The organism is Deinococcus aetherius (assembly GCF_025997855.1).
GTDB lineage: Bacteria > Deinococcota > Deinococci > Deinococcales > Deinococcaceae > Deinococcus > Deinococcus aetherius.
Window position 1 is genome coordinate 2,937,501 of record NZ_AP026560.1, and the last position, 17,522, is coordinate 2,955,022.

At 70.3% G+C, this 17,522-nt stretch carries 16 protein-coding genes and 1 tRNA gene (1 of these 17 only partly in view); 8 read left to right on the forward strand and 9 right to left on the reverse strand.

Annotation, left to right across the window (positions count from 1 at the left end; translation table 11 throughout):
- Positions 1–297, forward strand: partial view of an acyl-CoA acyltransferase gene (locus DAETH_RS15150; RefSeq protein ID WP_264777445.1) — the 3' end only. It extends 432 nt beyond the left edge of the window; 297 of the gene's 729 nt are visible here — the last part of the coding sequence; the start codon falls outside the window, past its left edge; it ends in the stop codon at positions 295–297.
- A gap of 107 nt (positions 298–404) precedes the next feature.
- On the opposite strand, the gene DAETH_RS15155 is transcribed toward DAETH_RS15150, so the two are convergent.
- The 9 genes from DAETH_RS15155 to DAETH_RS15195 form a co-directional block, all read right to left on the reverse strand.
- The gene (locus DAETH_RS15155; RefSeq protein ID WP_264775712.1) at positions 405–1,025 is read right to left on the reverse strand and encodes a DUF4384 domain-containing protein; all 621 of its coding nucleotides are present in this window, start codon (positions 1,023–1,025) and stop codon (positions 405–407) included.
- A gap of 228 nt (positions 1,026–1,253) precedes the next feature.
- Positions 1,254–1,327, reverse strand: a tRNA-Gln gene (locus DAETH_RS15160).
- Positions 1,328–1,393: 66 nt separating this feature from the next.
- Positions 1,394–4,021: a DEAD/DEAH box helicase gene (locus DAETH_RS15165; RefSeq protein WP_264775713.1), complete on the reverse strand. Its 2,628-nt coding sequence runs from the start codon at positions 4,019–4,021 to the stop codon at positions 1,394–1,396.
- Between the two features lie 462 nt (positions 4,022–4,483).
- Positions 4,484–5,482 carry an ATP-binding protein gene (locus DAETH_RS15170; protein WP_264775714.1) on the reverse strand — a complete coding sequence of 333 codons (999 nt, stop codon included), beginning with the start codon at positions 5,480–5,482 and terminating at the stop codon, positions 4,484–4,486.
- A 238-nt stretch (positions 5,483–5,720) separates the two neighbouring features.
- Positions 5,721–6,134: a TspO/MBR family protein gene (locus tag DAETH_RS15175; RefSeq protein WP_264775715.1), complete on the reverse strand. Its 414-nt coding sequence runs from the start codon at positions 6,132–6,134 to the stop codon at positions 5,721–5,723.
- Between the two features lie 78 nt (positions 6,135–6,212).
- Complete coding sequence (locus DAETH_RS15180; RefSeq protein ID WP_264775716.1) at positions 6,213–7,157, reverse strand: alpha/beta fold hydrolase; 945 nt, start codon at positions 7,155–7,157, stop codon at positions 6,213–6,215.
- The gene (locus DAETH_RS15185; RefSeq protein WP_264775717.1) at positions 7,154–7,552 is read right to left on the reverse strand and encodes a YbaN family protein; all 399 of its coding nucleotides are present in this window, start codon (positions 7,550–7,552) and stop codon (positions 7,154–7,156) included. Before DAETH_RS15185 ends, DAETH_RS15180 begins: the two co-directional genes overlap by 4 nt.
- A gap of 42 nt (positions 7,553–7,594) precedes the next feature.
- Positions 7,595–8,095 carry a ribonuclease E activity regulator RraA gene (gene rraA, locus DAETH_RS15190; protein WP_264775718.1) on the reverse strand — a complete coding sequence of 167 codons (501 nt, stop codon included), beginning with the start codon at positions 8,093–8,095 and terminating at the stop codon, positions 7,595–7,597.
- Positions 8,096–8,157: 62 nt separating this feature from the next.
- Positions 8,158–9,300, reverse strand: a complete 1,143-nt coding sequence (locus DAETH_RS15195) for an XdhC family protein (protein ID WP_264775719.1) — start codon at positions 9,298–9,300, stop codon at positions 8,158–8,160.
- A 223-nt stretch (positions 9,301–9,523) separates the two neighbouring features.
- Here DAETH_RS15195 and DAETH_RS15200 point away from each other — a divergent pair, with 223 nt between their 5' ends.
- The 7 genes from DAETH_RS15200 (at position 9,524) to DAETH_RS15230 (ending at position 17,522) form a co-directional block, all read left to right on the forward strand.
- Positions 9,524–10,525 carry a LacI family DNA-binding transcriptional regulator gene (locus DAETH_RS15200; protein WP_264775720.1) on the forward strand — a complete coding sequence of 334 codons (1,002 nt, stop codon included), beginning with the start codon at positions 9,524–9,526 and terminating at the stop codon, positions 10,523–10,525.
- Positions 10,522–11,760, forward strand: a complete 1,239-nt coding sequence (locus DAETH_RS15205) for an ABC transporter substrate-binding protein (RefSeq protein ID WP_264775721.1) — start codon at positions 10,522–10,524, stop codon at positions 11,758–11,760. Before DAETH_RS15200 ends, DAETH_RS15205 begins: the two co-directional genes overlap by 4 nt.
- Before the next feature lie 59 nt (positions 11,761–11,819).
- Positions 11,820–12,917, forward strand: coding sequence for a carbohydrate ABC transporter permease (locus DAETH_RS15210; RefSeq protein WP_264775722.1), 1,098 nt, complete (start codon positions 11,820–11,822; stop codon positions 12,915–12,917).
- 28 nt (positions 12,918–12,945) lie between these two features.
- Entirely contained in the window at positions 12,946–14,481 is a 1,536-nt protein-coding gene (locus DAETH_RS15215; protein ID WP_264775723.1) for a carbohydrate ABC transporter permease, read from the forward strand.
- Between the two features lie 34 nt (positions 14,482–14,515).
- The gene (locus DAETH_RS15220; RefSeq protein WP_264775724.1) at positions 14,516–16,378 is read left to right on the forward strand and encodes an amylo-alpha-1,6-glucosidase; all 1,863 of its coding nucleotides are present in this window, start codon (positions 14,516–14,518) and stop codon (positions 16,376–16,378) included.
- A gap of 65 nt (positions 16,379–16,443) precedes the next feature.
- Entirely contained in the window at positions 16,444–17,055 is a 612-nt protein-coding gene (locus DAETH_RS15225; RefSeq protein WP_264775725.1) for a hypothetical protein, read from the forward strand.
- A gap of 113 nt (positions 17,056–17,168) precedes the next feature.
- Positions 17,169–17,522, forward strand: a complete 354-nt coding sequence (locus DAETH_RS15230; RefSeq protein WP_264775726.1) for a hypothetical protein — start codon at positions 17,169–17,171, stop codon at positions 17,520–17,522.

Genomic DNA, 17,522 nt, shown 5'->3' on the forward strand with positions numbered 1-17,522 from the left:
CGCCTGATGATCGAGTGGGAACTGACGGGGCCGCACACGCAGCGCCCGGTGCCCGCTCCCGAGGGTGAGCCCGCGCTGGAGGCGGAGGGGGAGGGGCCGGGACGTCCTCACCTTGACCTGACGGGCACGACCCTCCTCGCGGAAGTCCCCATTCACGCGGACCTCCTTCCCGAGACCGCCCGCCTGGCCTGGAGGTACGCTCTGCGCGACGTGCTCGGCACCTACCTGGGGCGGGGGTACGCCGTGACCGACCTCGCCCGGCAGGGGAAGCGGGCGTACTACGTGCTCACGCGCTGAGTAGGGCGGGATATTGGGGGACGGAAAAAGGGAGGGGACCCAGACTCAGCCGGGTCCCTTTTCCTCTTGCCTTGTTCTGGAGGCCGTCGGCGTGGCGCTCTCCGACCTCAGTACGCCACGTTGTAGAAGGCCGTGTCGCTCACCCAGTCCTGCTGGGAGAAGGCAGGCTGGGTGGTGGGGGTAGGCGTGGGCGTGACCGGGTTGACGACGATGCTTAGGGCCTGGGCGAGGCGCTGGGGGGAGTTGGCGGTGGGCTTCACGGTGGCGAAGGGTTGCCCCGCCTGGAAGGAGCTGATCTCCGAGAGGTTCAGGGGGCGGCGGCTGGCGACGACGAGGACCTTGTTCTGGCCGTAGGGTCCGGCCACGTCGAAGGTGAAGTTGTCCCCGGCCGCCGGGAAGGCGCGGACTTCCCCCCTGCGGACGAAGTTGGTGCCGCTCAGGCGGTTGGGAAGAATCTGGTCCACGCTGCCGTCGGGGTTGACGTTGAACAGATAGACGTAGGCGTCCTCGTTGACCTGGGTGAAGAGCCGGATGCGCTCGCCCACCCGGTAGTTCGGGGTCTGGGCCCCGCTGGGGTCGCGGTCCACCCACACCTGCGCGGAGAGGCTGGTGGGGACGGGATTCACGATGATGCTCTGGGTGCTCAGCCGGGGCGTGGCCTGGGCGGGCGCGGCGAGGGGAAGAAGCAGGGCGGCGGTCAGAGCGGTCAGGATGGCGGGCTTCTTCATGAGGATTCCTCCGGTCAGGGCCGCCGACGCGCCGGGAGAGTCCCGGCTCATGCTGCTCGGCGGCTTGGCTGAACTCACCGTAGTCCCGCCCGCCTGACTTCGGGTGAAGCTCACCTGACTGGACGTGAGGAGGGCTGACGCCATTTTCATCTGGCTCAGCAGTGCGGCTCACGGAGAACAAAGAGAAGGGGCGGAACCCACACCGGATTCCGCCTCTTCCCACCTCGCTGGCTGGGGCACAAGGATTCGAACCTTGACTAACAGTTCCAAAGACTGCTGTGCTGCCATTACACAATGCCCCAACGGCTTACCCGCAGGGCGGGCGCAGTGGAGTATAGCCGTGCCCGCGCGAGGGGGTCAACCGCCGCTCATCCCCGAGCCACGACACTGGGCTTCTCAATGACGGTCAGGCCCGCGTACCTCAGCAGCAGGCGTTTCTGGCCGACCCCGGGGAAGTAGACCAGTACCTCCCGACGTTCGCCCTGCCCGAAGCCCTGGAGCAGCACCCCCTCCCCGAACTTGGCGTGGCGTACCCGCAGCGGGTCGGTGGTGCTCACGGCCCGCTGAATCTCACGGCTGGGAATGCCGAGCCGGGCGCTGACCTCGGGCAGGCTGAGGCCCTGGAGGTCGAGGAGTTCGCGCGCCTGGAGCGGCCAGGAGGGCGGCAGGGCGGGCACCTCGGGGAGGGTGATGGCGTCGGGCTCCGGCTCAGAGGCAGGCTGCACCCCCAGCAGGTCTTGCAGGAAGGCCCGCGTCGCGTGCTTGTCGGTGGGCCTGCGCTCGCCGCTGCTCAAAAAGGGGGCGTAGCAGCGGCTCACGGCGATGCACTCGTAGCAGCCGTGGGGCTCCTTGCAGCACGTCTTGGCGGTGAGGTCGAGGGCGCGGGCGAGGAGGTCGTCGAGGTTCTCGAAGGCGCGGCGCGACACGCCCAGCCCGCCCAGCCAGTCGTCGTACAGGAAGAAGTAGTTGTCGCGCCCCTCGCGGAAAGCCCCGGCGAGGTCGTTCTCGTCGCAGGCCACGCGTTCGGGAGTCACCTTTTGCAGGAGGTGCTTGAGGGTGTGGGCGACCGCCGTCGGATGCTCGGTCGCACGGGCGTCCACGCCGATCTCCAGGGCGGAGGTGCGGAAGGGGGGGAGTTCGAGGGGCTCGTCGTAGAGGTGCTCGGAGAGCTTGTGGTCCTGCATCCGGTCCTGGATGCGGCTTCCGCAGGCGCGGCAGACCCGCTCGGTGGGGTCGGGCTCGCGGTCGCAGCCGGTGCAGACGCGCTCGAAAACCTGCCTCATCATCATGAAGCCGGTGTAGCGGCGGCGGATGGTGACCTCGCCGTGACGGTAGGCCAGGGCCCCGCGCCGCACCCACTCGCCCATGTGGGTCGGACTGACCTCGATGGCGTACAGCCCGCGTGTGAAGAGGTTGGAGGCCTCGAACCGCTGGGCGAGGATCGCCGTCCCCGCCGGGTGCTCCTGCCAGCGGGTGACCTTGTACCCCTGCCCGTCGAGAGTGAACACCGCCCCCTCGTGCTTCTCGGTGAGGGCGTAGTGCTGGCTGGGTGACTCCAGCGGCGTGTCAAAGGCGCGCGGGCCCTTCGTCTCCCAGTCGGCCTCCTCCACGACGGCGAACTTGGCGCTGCCCTCACCGCGCAGATTCCAATATTTGGGACCGGGCAGAACCTCGGCCGGAAGGCCCGCCGCCTTGAACTCCTCGTTCGCGCGGTCTCGGTGCCGGGGCGAGAGGTAGGGGTTGTTCGCCTCCACCACCGCCTTCTCGATGGGCCCCGTCACGAGTTCGCGGAAGTTCCCGGCGTTGGAGTAGAAGGCGTCCACGGGCTGCGGCACGCCCTGCTCGTTCAGCGCGGGGAGGTAGAGGACCAGTCCGGGGGCAATGCGTCCCGCCCGGCCCGCCATCTGCCGGAAGGCCATTCGAGAACCGGGGTAGCCGTCGATGATGACGACTTCCAGGTCGCCGATGTCCACCCCGGCTTCGAGCGCGTTGGTGGCGAACATGACCCCGCTGGTCGCGCGGCGAAACTCGGTGAGGCGGCCCTCGCGGTCGGAGGTCCCGGCCATGTAGAGGTGGGTGTGCCGTTGATAGAGGGGCTGAGCGCGGTAGGTGGAGTACAGGCGGGCGGCCCGCGAACGGCCCCGGAAGAAGGCGAGCACCTTGAGGTTGTGCGTGACGCTCGCGCTCACCACCGCGTCCCAGAAGCGGCGGGGCTGCCCCCGGTGGTCGGCGAGGTAGTAGCGTTTGCCGTGTCGCGCCGCGCCCGACTCGCCCACCTGCACGGCGTCCACCCCGACCAGTTCCCGCGCGAACTCGGCGGGGTTGCCGATGGTGGCGGTGGAGAGGACGACCTGCGGGTTCGCGCCCAGCGCCCGCGCGAGATCGAGCAGACGGCGCAGCATCCCGGCGACCTCGCTGCCGAAGCCGCCCCGGTACGTGTGCGCCTCGTCGAGCACGATGAAGGACAGGCGGGAGAGAAACTCGCGCACGCGTGGCTGGGTCAGCGACCAGTGGAGCTTGTCGGGGGTGGCGGTGACCATCCGCACGCCGGGGCGGAAGACCTCGTTCGGCTGGGCCGTACCCTGGAAGGCGCCGATCTCCCAGCCGAAAGCCCCGCGCGTCTGGAAGGCCGCCAGCTTGTCGCGCTGGTCTTGCCCGAGGGCGACGAGGGGGTAGACGAAGAGGGCCGTCGCCTGTAGGTCGCGCTCCAACCGCTCGAAGACCGCCGGGAAGAAGGCGCCGGTCTTGCCGCTGGCGGTCGGGGTCGTGACGATGACGTGTTTGCCGCCTTGCATCAGGCGGTAGGTCTCGGCCTGGTGGCTGAAGACCTCGGGGAAGCCGAAGCCGCGCGCGACCGCGTCCGACCAGCCGAGGGCCGCCGTGTTCAGGGTGCGGGCGGGGGCTTCCTTCTCCTCGTGGAGCAGAGCCGCTCCTCCGCCCAGGATGTCCCGCAGGAACGCCTCCAGGCGGGCGTAGGGGGAGCGGGCGGGGAACACGCGTCTCAGTGTAGGGCGGGCGGGGGGAGGTGGGCGGGGAGAGGGGTCACGGTCAGGGGGTTGGTATTGGGGGGCCGGGCGTCTGGCCACGGTTTGCCCCCACCCCCCAACCCCCTACCCCCAGAGGGGGCAGGGGGAGCGGCGCGGCGCTGGGCAAGGGTTAACGGACAGCATCGGTGGTCGTGTTTTTCTGATCGCAAGGTCTGATCTTGCTGAGTCCCATCTACTTGCCCACCGTCTCGCTGCGCGAGCCGACGTGGTCGTGGGCCAGGGGCGTTCACTCTCTGCTGCTCATGGGGCGTCTGGATTGACGTTTTAAACAGCGCAGAAGCTCTCGCGCTTTTAACTCCTCCCCCTTGAGGGGGAGGCTGGGACTCGCAGAGCTGCACAGCAGAGGGGGTGAACCGCAAACGCCCCCCAGCACCCCCCAACGCCCAAAACACCCTCTCTTTCGCCCACCCTCTACATCACCGAGTCGCTCTCCCGGATCAGGATGGGCGCGTGGAAGGCGGCGGGGAGCCATTCGCCCTGGGGGTGCATCGCGTCGGGGGGGCAGGAGCGCACGCAGGCCATGCAACTCGTGCAGGCGGTCAGGTTCAGCAGCAACCGCACGCCGCCTTCCGGCTTGAGTTCGCGGGTGATCGCCTCGGTGGGGCAGACGTTCGAGCACACCGGGCAGTCGATGCAGGAGTCGTCTACCAGGGGGGCCGGCCAGAACACGGCGGCGTCGGGGGCCGGGTCGGGCTTGAGGGCGCGGGCCCGCCAGCGCCACTCCTGGGGGGTGCGCTCCCCCGGGACGCTCCAGTCCACGAAGGGCAGGGGGCGCTCGGGGATGGCCTGGGCGACCCCCTGCCGCCCCGCCCGCAGCAGGGTGGCGAAGGCGCCGCGCCGCGAGACGCGCACCGCCCGGTCGCGGTCCTCCGGGGTGGCGGGCCGCACGGTGGCCCCGGTGGGCCGCCCCGTCGCCTCGCGCAGGTGCTCGGCCTCCTCGACCACCCGGCTCACCCGCTCGGGCACGTCGGGGGCGCCGACCGGGCACGCCCCGCACTCGCCGTGGATCAGGGTCAGCGGGGTGCCCCAGGCCCCGGCGGCGGCGACCACGGCGGGGGTCACGCGGCCCAGGCAGGGCAGGGTGGGGCCGCCCGCACCGCTCTGCGAGCAGGTGAGGGTGGCTTCCCCCCCCTGACCCGCGTCGCGCACGCTCTGGAGGGTGGGGGTGAGGTCGTACTCCAGGGCGCCCGAGGGGCAGACCTGGACGCACAGGCCGCAGCCCGTGCAGGCAGCCGGGTCGATCTGAATGCTGTCGCCGAGAGGACCGAGCCTGATGGCGTCGTGGGGGCAGGTGGCGTGACAGGCGTCGCACCCGCCGACCGCCTGGCGTTCGAGCAGACAGCGCGGCGCCGTAAAGCGCGGCACCGGGTTGCCGTACTCGCCCAGACGGTTCAGGACACCTTCCAACATGGGCGGAGTCTAGCGTCGGGTGAAAGACCCCAAAGGAACGCAGGAGACGAAGGGACGCCGTGCGGCCGCCCTTTCCATGTCGCCCTCCTCGCCAGATACCAGAAGCCAATGGGGTTCAGCAGTGGGAGGGGCCGGACAAGTCAGCGGGCGAACGGGTCCACCGTTCAGGCCTGTCAGGATGTACTCACCGCAAGTTCAGTCGCCACAGGCTATAGGTCCAGGCGAGGTCGTAGAGCACCTACAGCGCATAGGGGGCAAGCAACCTTGCCGCGAAGCCGTCAGCCCGTTCCAGCAGAATCAAAGTCGCGGCCAGAGGAAGACAGAACAGCACGATGCCCACAAATCCGGCGAGGGTGCTGCGTCGGCCGAAGAAAACCAGGTTCCAGACCTCGTTTCCGAGCATCGTGATGAGGAGTGCCGTCAGCGCCCACACCCAACCAGGCGGCTGCCGCGCCACCAGGCGGTAGATGATCACGCCCTGGACCGTGTACACCGCCAGGGCAACCAGCACGAAGGCCCAGAGGGGGACGGCCCACCGGGGTTGACGCAGATGCGCGTACCATTCGGTCAGACTGCGCCCCACAAAGGCGTTGCCCAACGTCGCCAAACCCAGGCAAACGATCAGGGCCACGATCAATGCCGTCAGGTTCATCGGGCCTCCCAGAGGGGTGACATTCGCGGGACGCAAGGGGCTGGTCCGAACGTGATCCGGGGTGTCCCGGCGTCTAGGTCACGGGGGAGCGGTCTCCCGCACGGCGCGGGCGATCTCGCCGGGGTGAGTCCAGTGGAGCTGGTGCCCCCCGTCGGGCAGGACGCGCAGGGTCGCTCGCGGGAGGGCGCGGGCGAGCGGCACCGCGTGGAGGGTCGCGGGCGTGAGGCGGTCGTGCGCTCCGGCGATGATCGTGGCGGGCACGCCCAGCCGGGGGTACTGCGGGGCGAGCCGGGCGAGTTCGCGGGCGAAGGTGCGGTTCTCCCAGGCGAGGGCGTGGACCTGTGCCCGGCGGCGTGAGAAGGCGAGCATCATCGCGTGCCAGTCGGGCGGGATGGGGTGGGGGTGAAAGGCGCGCGTGCCCTCGATGCGGGCGACGAGGCGGCCCAGGGGCAGCAGCAGCACCCGCGTGAGGAGTGCTTCCAGCACGGGCACGAGCGGCACGTACGCCAGGGGCCGGGTCAGGCCGCGCACCGGAAAGGCGGTAGGGGAAAAGAGCACCAGCCCGCGTACTCGCTCCGGGTAGGCGACGGTGAAGGCGAGCGCCACCGCCGCCCCGTAGGAATGACCGAGCAGGATGACGGGTTCACGTACCGCGAGCGCGTCGAGAAGTTGGCTCAAACGCCGCACGTTGACCTCCACCGTGACGGGCGAGCCCGGCCGGACGGGGGTGTGGCCGTGCCCCGGGCGGTCGGGAGCGATCAGCCGCGCGTGCCCCCCGAGTTCGTCCCACAGCGGCGAGACAGGCCAGTCGAGCGCCACCCCGTCGCTCCCGTGGATGAGGACGGTGGGGGGTGCGGAGGGGTCTCCGCCGTCGATGACGTGTGTGGGGCCGTCCGGGAGGTTCAGGACGCGACCACGCGGCGGGTAGCGGCTCTCTCCGCGCTGGACGAGGGCGTGGGTCAGCAGCGCGCCCAGCCCGAGCGCGGCGGCCAGCCCCAGCAGGAGGGCGGGACGGGTCCTCAAGGTCGGCGCGTCGGCACGCGCAGGGTGATGAAGAGGATGCCCGCCGCTCCCACGAGCACCCACGCGACCTGCCCGGCCAGGACGGGAATACGGGGCAGGCTGAAGCCCACCGCCACGGCGATGCAGGTGCAGGCGATCCACTTGGCCCGCAGGGGCATCCCCCGCCCCGCCCGGTAGTCGCGCACCAGTTCACCGACCACGGGCCGGGAGAGCAGCCACGCCTCCCACTTCGGGTTGCCCCGCGCGAAGCAGGCCGCCGCGAGCACGAACCACACCGTCCCCGGAAAGCCCGGCAGGATCAGGCCCAGCACGCCCAGCCCGGTGAGCACGAAGCCCAACGCCACCCACAGGGGCCGGGCGAGGCGTGAGGCGGGCGGGGAAGGTCGGCGGGACATGTCCCCAGGATAGGGCGGCGGGGCCGAACGGGGGGCTCCTGCTCAGCGCCCGGCAGGCAGGACGACCATGCCGTCCTCGTCGGCGTAGAGGTGGTCGCCGGGGTGGAAGGTGACTTCCGCAAAGGTCACGGGCACGTCCCGCTCCCCCAGATCACGCTTGCCGCTCCGCCGGGGATGGGAGGCGAGTGCCCGGACGCCCAGGTCGCAGGCGGCGAGTTCGGCCACGTCGCGCACGCACCCGTTCACAACCACGCCCGCCCAGCCGCTCCGCCTCCCGATCTCTGCCAGCGTCCCGCCCACCACCGCGCAGGTCAGGCTACCGCCGTTGTCCACGACGAGCACGCGGCCCTCTCCCGGTTCCTCCAGCACCGCGCGCACGAGTGTGTTGTCGTCCTGCACGCACACGGTCACCACTAGGCCGTGAAAACGCGGGCGGCCCCCGTAAGCCCGGAAGATCGGCGTCAGGACGGGCGCGTCGGGGTGGGCGTCGCTGAGGTCGTAGGTGGGCGTGAAGGCCGAGTCGGGGCTTTGTGGTGTGGTCATGGTGTCCCCATCAGACCAGTCACCGGGGGGTTTGACGTGAGGCCAAAGGAACGTCTTCCCGCTCAGTCCGCCACCGACCCCACCGACGCCCCCAGGTGTGCCGGGGCGGGGGCGTGCGTGCCCGAGTCGTGGATGCGGCCCGCGTGCCCGCTCAGGAAGCCGCCGTCGTAGCCCCGGCGCCATGCCATCAGCTCCCCCAAGATGCTCAGGGCGACCTCCTCGGGCGCCTCGGCCCCCAGGCGCAGGCCAATTGGGGAGCGCAACCGGGCGAGCTGTTCCGGGGTGAAGGGGGCGCCCTCCGCCTCCAGGGCCCGCAGCAGGTCCTCCGCGCGGGAGCGGGGCCCCAGCACACCCACGTACGGCGCCCCGGAGCGCAGAGCGTGGGCTAGGCACACCCGGTCGCGGTCGAGGTGGTGGTTCATCACGATGAGGTGGGCGCGTTCCCCCGGGGTGAAGGCGGACAGGTCCTCGGGGGCGAGGGGATGCAGCGTTGCCCCCGGGAAGCGGCCCGGCGTCAGGTACGCGGGGCGGGGGTCGATGACGTGGACGTCGTACCCCAGCGCGTGGGCCTGGGTGGCGAGGGGGATCGCGTCGTGCCCCGCCCCGTAGATCACGAGTTCGGGCGGCGGCACGCTCACGTCGAGGAAGACCGGGGTGCCGTCCGGGGCCGCGAGGGTCACGGCGCGCGGCTCACGCAGGCCCAACCGCTCGCGGGCGGCCAGGGTAGCGAAGGTGTGCAGGGCGGGGTCGGTCAGGTGGCCCACCTCCTCCCCGTCCGGGGTGACGAGCACCCTCCCCTCCCCGGACAGCGGCACCGCGAGGGCGGCGGGTCGGCCCTCCTCCAGCGCTCCCAGCCAGGCGGCGGTCACGGGATCGCCCGGGTCCACCCTTTCGACCCGCACGTCCACGCTGCCCCCGCAGCCGATTCCCAGTCCCCAGGTCGCGTCCTCCGAGAGGTCGTAGTGGGTGAGGGTGGGCTGGCCGGTGCGAATGACCTCCAGCGCCACCTCCACCACCTCGGCCTCCAGGCAGCCGCCGGAGAGCATGCAGACCTGTACCCCGTCGTCGAGCACGAGCATCCGGGTGCCCTCGCGGCGGTAGGCGCTGCCCCGCACCCCGACCACCGTGGCGAGGGCGGCCCCCTGACCCCGGGCCAGGGCCGTTCTCAGCGCCGCGAGGAGGGCGCGCGTCTCGGCTGCGTTCACGTTCTCCCGAGTCTGCCCCATCTGGGGACGGAAGGGCAAGACGGCGACGAACAATCGGAACCTGCCCGGGCTCGGGGACCTTCGTGGTCGGAGGACTTGACAGCGCGGCCGGAAAGCACACAATGACCTTGTAACCGATTACAAACGCGAGTGGCGGAGGGGCAGGCTCCCTCTTGCTCGTTCCTCGTTGTTGGAACCGGTTACGGAGGGGGTGTGGCGCGTCGTGAGTCTCGGTCATCTGGTCAGGCCCACCATCAACGACATCGCGCGGGCGTGCGGGGTGAGCAAGGGGACGGTCAGCCGCGTGCTCAACGGGCACGCGACCGTGGCCGCGCCCACCCGCGAGCGGGTGCAGGAGACGATGCGGCGGATGGGGTACGCGCCCGATCCGGTCGCCCGTCACCTGAGCTGGCGCACCGGGCAGACCCTGGGGCTGTCGCTCGCCGCCCAGGACCTCACCTTCAGCCCGTACCACGTCCTGCTGCGCCGGGCGCTGGAGGGGCACACCGCGCCCCTGGGGGTGCAGCTCGTGGACCTGCGCGACGACCTGGGCGGCGTGGCCCGCTTGCCCAGCGCCGTGCTCGTCCTTCACGCCCAGGGGGACGACGACCCCCGCCTGCGCCTGCTGCGGGGGCGCGGGGTTCCCGCCGTTCTCGTCGGCCACCAGCCCGGCTCGTTCTGGGTGGCCCCCGACGACGAGGGGGGGGGGTACCTCGCCACCACCCAGCTTCTCCGGGCGGGGCATCGCCGCCTCGCGTACCTGGGCCGGGGTCCCAGTCAGGTCGCCCAGGACCGGGAGCGGGGCTGCCTGCGCGCCGCCCGGGAGGCCGGGGCGGAGGTGATCCCCATCGAGGCGGACTTCACGGTGCTGAGCGGCTACCGCGCCCTGCGCCGGGCCTGGGAGGGGGGTGCGCGCTTCACCGCCTGCTTTGCCCAGAGCGACGAGAGCGCCGTCGGGGCCGTGGCCGCCCTGGAGGACCTGGGGCTGCGGGTGCCGGGCGACGTGTCCGTGGTGGGCTTCGACGGCCTGCCCGAGCTGCCGCTGCCCGTGCCCCTCACCACCGTCGCGCAGGACATCCCCCGCCTCGCCCGCACCGCCCTGTCTCTCATGCAGGAGGCCACCTCGGGGCAGCCGCCCCGTGGCGAATTCATTCCCGTGCAGCTCATTCCCGGCGCGACCGTCTCACATGTGACGGCCGCGCGATCCCCCGGAGGGAACCCATGAAGAACGTTCTCGGACTCAGCCTCGGCCTCGCCCTGCTCGTCACTCCCGCTGGCGCTCAGACCGCCTCCAAGACCGTCAAGATCAACGGTTACGGCGGCACCGACCAGACCCTGGTGAACGACCTCATCAACCGCTTCGTGAAGCCCCAGATGGCGAAGGACGGCGTCACCGTGGTGTACCAGCCTCTTCAGGGCGACTACAACCAGGCGCTGACCACCCTGCTCGCGGCGGGAAACGCCGGGGACGTGATGTATCTCCCCGCCGAGACGCTCGACGGCTTCGTCGCCACCGGGAAAATTCTGCCGCTGAACGGTGTCGTGAGCACCACCCCCTTCATCAAGAGCCTGAACACCGCCTTCACGCGGAACGGCAAACTCTACGCCGTCGCCAAGGACTTCAACACCCTGACGGTCGTGTACAACAAGGACCTCTTCGACGAGGCGGGCGTGGCGTACCCCAACAACAACGACACCTGGACGAGCCTGGCGACCAAGCTGCGGAACGTCAAGCAAAAACTCGGCAGCGAGTACTACGGCCTGTGCCTGGCCCCGACCTTCGACCGCTTCGGCGCCTTCGCCTACGCGACCGGCTGGCAGCAGTTCGGCGCGAACGGCAAGACCAACCTCGCCGACCCGCGCTTCGCCGAGGCCTTTAATTTCTACACCGGGCTGGCGAAGGACAAGGTGGGCGTGCAGCCCAGCGAGCTCTCGACCGACTGGGGCGGCGGCTGCCTGAAGACCGGCAAGGTTGCGGTCGCCATCGAGGGCGGCTGGATCGTGAATTTCCTGCGCGACAACGCCCCCAACCTGAAGTTCGGCACCGCCCTGATGCCCAAGAACAACAAGACCGGCGAGCGCGGCAACTTCCTGTACACCGTGGGCTGGGCGATCAACTCGGGCACCAAGAACAAGGCGGCCGCCGTCAAGGTGCTGAACATCCTGACGAGCCCGCAGGTGCAAGAGTACGTGCTCCAGCAGGGCCTCGCCATTCCCAGCCGCACCTCGCTGCAAAGCAGCGCCTACTTCAAGAAGACCGATCCCGGCGCCCAGAACGCGAGGCTGGTCTTCCAGGGGGCCGACGACGGGAACGTCCGGGCCTTCACCTTCGGGCCCAAGGGTACCGACTGGGCCAAGCCCATCAACGAGGCGCTCGCCTCGGTGCTGAGCGGGCAGCGCAGCGCCGCCGACGCGCTGAAAAAGGCGCAGGCGGACATGACCACCTTCCAGAGCCGCTGAGGGCGTCGCGGGGGGCCCGGGCCGCGCGCCTGGGCCCCCGTCTCCACCGGGAGGGTTCTATGTTCCGAAGGGGCCAGTCCACCGCGACCGCCTACCTGTTTCTCGCGCCGTTCCTGATCTCCACGGCGGTCTTTTTCTTTTACGCCTTCGCGCGGGCGATCTACTACTCCTTCACCGACTTCAACCTCTTCAACAACCCCAGCCTCATCGGCGTGCGGCCCTACACGCAGGTCGTGGACGACCCCTCCTTCCAGCGGGCGCTGGCGAACAGTCTGATCTTCGCCGTCGTCACCACGACGCTCCAGACCATCTTCGCCCTGCTGATGGCCGTCGCGCTGAACAACAAGCTGCGCGGGATGGCCTTTTTCCGCTCGGCGTGGTACATGCCGTCGATCACCAGCTCCGTGGTGATCACCCTGATCTTCCTGTGGCTCTTCCAGCAGCGCGGCATCGCCAACTACCTGATCACCCAGTGGCAGGCGTACCAGCCGCTGGTCCTCACCTTTCTGGTCGGGCTGGTGGTCGCGCAGGTGATCCAGGTGCTGCTGGAGCGCCGCAGCGGCCTGCCCGCGCGCTGGACCGACCCGGCGCTGGCGGTGGTGAGCGCGCTCTCGTCCCTGGCGGTGACGGCGGGGCTGGTGTGGGCCGGGGTGACGGGCGTGCGCGAGGTGCCGCCCTTCGACTACCAGTATTTCGCCGACAAGTGGATCACGCTGGGCGGGGCGCGGGTGCTGAGCATTCCGCTGCTCGTCGTCATCATCCAGAACACCTTCACCACCGTGCCCACGCTGATGCTGTTCTTCCTGGCAGGGCTCCAGAACATCCCCGGCGCGCTGTACGAGGCCGCCGACATCGACGGGGCCACGCCGTTCCAGAAGCTGATGAACGTGACGGTGCCCAACCTGCGCCCGGTGACCTTTTACGTGGTGACGGTGGGACTCATCGGCACGATGCAGATGTTCGACCAGGTGGCGGTGATCGGCTCGGCGGCGCCGCAGGACACCCTGATCACCCTGGCGTACTACGTCTACACCAACACCTTCAAGGCCGGGGCCGCGCCCGTCAACCTCGCGGCGGCGGCGGCGATCATCCTGGCGCTGATCATCCTGGTGATGGTCTTCGTCCAGCGCCGCTTCTTCCCCTCGGAGGTGCGCTGATGCCCCCGGGAACGCGCGGGAGGGCTCTATGACCGTTTTGCAGGCGCCCAATGCCCCGGCCCCCGCCGCCCGGGCGGACGACCGCTGGCTGGCCCGCCGCCGCTGGGCCCGGGCCGGTTGGCTCTACGCCTTTATGCTCGTCATGAGCCTCTTTTTCCTGGGGCCGTTCCTGATGGGCTTACTCAGTTCCATGAAGGACGACCCCAACGAGTACCCGCCCCGGCTGGCGATTCCGCAGCTCAGCGCCCGGTACATCGGCGCCGCCTATAACCTCGGCGTGCAGGGCGGGGGCGACGGCTGGAACGGGGGGCTCTCTCCGGGCCGCACGGTGAACTTCGACGTGTCGGTGCGCTCGCCGCAGGGCGCCCCGCAGGCCCCGCCGACGGTCGCGCTCTTTCCGTACCAGCCCGTCAGCCTGGTGAGCATCGCCCGCTACGCGCAGGCGCGCGACTTCGCGCAGGTGCAGGTCACCCCTACGGGCAGCGTCGGCGAGACGCGTTCCTACCGCATCACCGTGCGCTACCCGGCGCTGACCCGGCAGACCGGCCGAGTGGTGACCGGGCAGCTCACCGCCCCCACCGACACCCTCAGCGCCCGGCTGGAGAACGGGCAGGTCGTGCCGGTCACGCTCGACACCCCGGAGGCGCAGGCGGTGCAGTTCAACCTCAACCAGTACCAGCCCGTCGAACTCGTGGAAAACGGCGGGCGCTACTACCTGCGCGGGCCGACCTTCGAGCGCACGCCGCTTCAGGTGGACGTGCAGCGTGGGCAGAGCCTGGAGAGCAGCACGCTGCCGCCCTCCGACCGCCAGAACTTCGGGCGCTCGCTGGCGTACCGCAACGTTACCCCGGGCGTCCTGGGCTACACCTTCAACAACTACCGGCGCGCCTTCAACGAGACGACCAACCCGGCGACGGGGAACAGCCTGTTCCTGAAGTGGGTGCTCAACTCGTTCCTGTACGCCTTCCTGCGGGTGATCGCCGCCGTCGTGTTCTGCTCGCTCGCCGGGTACGCGCTCGCCCGGCTGAACTTTCCCGGCAAGAACCTGGTCTTCATCGGGGCGGTGCTGTTCGCCCAGATGGTGCCTCCACAGGTCAACCTGATCAGCAACTACGTGCTGCTCAAGGACCTGAACCTGCTCAACATCTGGGGCCTGTGGTTCAACGGCCTCGTCGCGGCGGGCGGCGTGTTCCTGATGAAGCAGTTTTTCGAGGGGATGCCGCGCGAGCTGGAGGAGTCCGCGAGCATCGACGGGGCGGGGCCCTTCACGACCTTCTGGCGGGTGATGCTGCCGCAGGCGGGCCCGGCCCTGATCGCGCTGTCGATCACCCAGTTCCAGGGGGCGTGGAACGACTTCTTCTGGCCGCTGATCATCCTGCGCGAGAACACCAACTTCACCCTGACGGTCGGCCTGTCGAACTTCCGACAACTGTACGGCGGGCAGGGCGACTACGGGCTGATCCTGGCGGGCGCCATCCTCAGCGCCATCCCGGTCATCATCATCTTCGTGATCTTCCAGCGTTACTTCGTGGACACCGGGGCCGACAGCGCCGTCAAGGGATGAGCCACACCCGCCCGCCTCAACCAGAAAGACCCCTATGCTGAGCACCCGCACCGTCCTCAAGGAAAACGACCTCTACCTCGTCGGCAACCGCCACTATCAGGCCGTCGGCGAGGAGGGCGGCCTGTACCGCCGCGACACCCGCTTCCTGTCCCGCTACGCCTGGCGGCTGGACGGCCAGCCCCCGCAACACCTCGTCCTCCACGAACGGTGGCCCTTCTGGCTCCACGAGCAGGCCGCGAACGCCGACGTGGGCTACACCATGCGCGTCGGCCTCACCCGCGACCTCACCGTCACCGGGACCGAGCTGCGCGACGGGCTGCGCGTCACCCTCTACGAGCCCGGCGCCCACCGCCTGACCCTCGAACTCGGCGCCGACTTCCTCGACATGTTCGAGGTGCGGGGCTGGCCCAAGGGCATAGGCCCCCGGGAGGTGGAGACGCGTGCCCTTCCCGACGGGGTGGAGTTCAGCTACACCGCCGGGGACGGCCTGCGCTGCCGGACGCTCGTGCAGGCCAGCCCGTCGCCCACCTGGGACGGTCAGGCGCTCGCCTGGGAGATCAGCGAGGACACCGAGGTCAAGGTCAGCGTCTTCCCCCTCCAGGGGGACGAGGAGCCCACCCCCGGTGACCCGGACGCCCTCGCCCGGGAGTACGCGGCCCTACGTCCGCCCGTGACGCTGCCCGATCCCCGCGACGCGCAAATCGTGGAACGGAGCGTGCAGGACCTGCGGAGCCTGAGTTTCCACACCGAGTTCGGCCCCTTCCCGGCGGCGGGACTGCCGTGGTTCGTCGCCCCCTTTGGCCGCGACAGCCTGATCATCGCTCTGCTGGTGCACGAACACCGCCCCGAACTCGCCGTGACGGTCGCCCGCTTCCTCGCCGCGCGGCAGGGGAAGAGACACGACCCCGTCACGCTGGAGGAGCCCGGCAAGATCATGCACGAGGAGCGGGTGGGCGAACTCACCCGGCTGGGCCACACCCCTCACCGCCCGTACTACGCGACCGCCGACGCCACGCCCCTCTTCGTCTGGCTGGTGGGCGAACTCAGCCGCCAGCGGCCCGACCTCGCCCGCGAGTTGCGCCCCAACTGGGAGGCGGCGCTGGAGTGGCTGACCACCCTGGGCGACCCGGACGGCGACGGCCTGATCGAGTACACCCCCGACCCCCACGGCATCACGAACGCCGTGTGGAAGGACAGCGGCGACTCCACCTTCACCGAAGGCGGGGTGGATGTGAGCGGCCACGTCGCCGTGATCGAGGTGCAGGGCTACGCCTACGCCGCCTATCTCGCCGCCGCCCGGATGTACCGCCTGCTCGGGGAACTGGAACGCGCGACGGAGTGGGAGGGGCGGGCCCAGACCCTGCGCGAGACCTTCCAGCGCACCTTCTGGTGGCCCGAGCGCGGCTACTACGTCCACGGGCTGAACGGGGACAAGCGGCCCCTGCGCGTCCTCGTCTCGAACCCGGCGCACACCCTCTGGACCGGGATTATCCCCCCCGAGTTTGCCGAGCAGGTCGCCCGCACGGCGCTGGGGGACGAGCTGTGGAGCGGCTGGGGCATCCGCACGCTGGGGGTGAAGGAAATACGCTACAACCCGGTCTCCTACCACAACGGCAGCGTGTGGCCCCACGACACGGCGGTCGCGGCGCTTGGAATGGCCCGCTACGGCCTGCACGCCGAGGCCTTTCAGGTCACCCGGGCGCTGTTCGACGCGGCGCGCTGGGCGCCCGATCACCGCCTCAGCGAACTGTTCGCGGGCTTTCCCCGGGAGAACGGTCCCCCTGTCCCCTACCCCGCCGCCTGCCACCCGCAGGGCTGGGACGCGGCGATTCCCCTCGCGCTCGCGCACCTGCTCGCCGAGCCGGTGGAGCGGGAGCCGGTGGCGCGCCGACGGTGAAGGGTGTGGCGGTTCTTTAAGGGCCCCCTCACCCGCCTTCCGGGAGGGGGGGAGAAAATCACGCCATGCTGGACAACATCCTGAACAGCGTGCGCCGGGGAGCCGGGCGGGTGCAGCGCCGGGGCGAGGAGGTCGCGCAGATCGCGCGGCTGCGCCTGGAGGTGTTCCAGCTCACCCGCGAACTCGACCTGCTGTATGCCCGGCTGGGCCGCTCGTACCACGCGGGGGCCGACGTGGGCATCCTCCAGGGCATCCGCGACGACATCCGCCGCGTCGACGACGAGATCGGCGCCCGCGAACGCCTGATGCGCGAGCTGGGCGGGGACCACGCGGAGGGCGGCGAGCCCCACCCGGAGGACTCGGCTGATCTGCTCCCCGTCGCTCGGCCGTCTGCCCCGGAATCGAGCCCCCGGGTCGTCATCACCACCGCCCGGGGCACCGAGCCCACCATCCCCGACGCCATGCCCCGCCCCCAGGAGACCCGTATGACCGACCGTGACCCCAGCGTCCCCACGACCCACGACCCCACCGTGCAGCACAGCGACGAGCGGCCCGACCTCGGCGACTCGACCGCCAGCCAGGGCAACCTCCCGGCCCGTGAGAAGGGGTTCATCAACAAGCACCGCGAGGAGGAGGGCCGGGCCGCCTCCGAGATGCCCGACCCCCTGGACCTCTGACCCGGAGCGCACGCTTGGAGGGGCCCGCGATACACCCGTCGCGGGCCCCCTCCGTGTCTAGGAGAGCTTGAGGAATCACATCCCCTTCACCGGGCCCTGAGCTTCCCTGGGGCATGACTCAGGAGAACTGGAGCTTCACGAACGCGGTGATCGAACTGCGTGGCGCGTGGCGCGGCGACGTTCACGATCCGGGACGAGCCTTCGAGGGCGTCGTCACGGAGTCGAGCCTCCCCGAGGTGGGCCCGGGAGAGCGGCTGGAGGTGCGGTACCAGACGGCCACCAGCCGTGCTCCCGGCGCGGCCGAACATGGGGTGTACGTCATGAATTTGCGAGAGGGCCGCGTCACCTGGCCCCTGATGAGCTTTACCTGCCACGACACGGCGGGACCGGGCGCCCAGGGCAACGACGACACCGCCGAGGCCGACTGGCGCGCGGTGCCCCTCCCCCCCGAGGAGGCGGACCGCTGA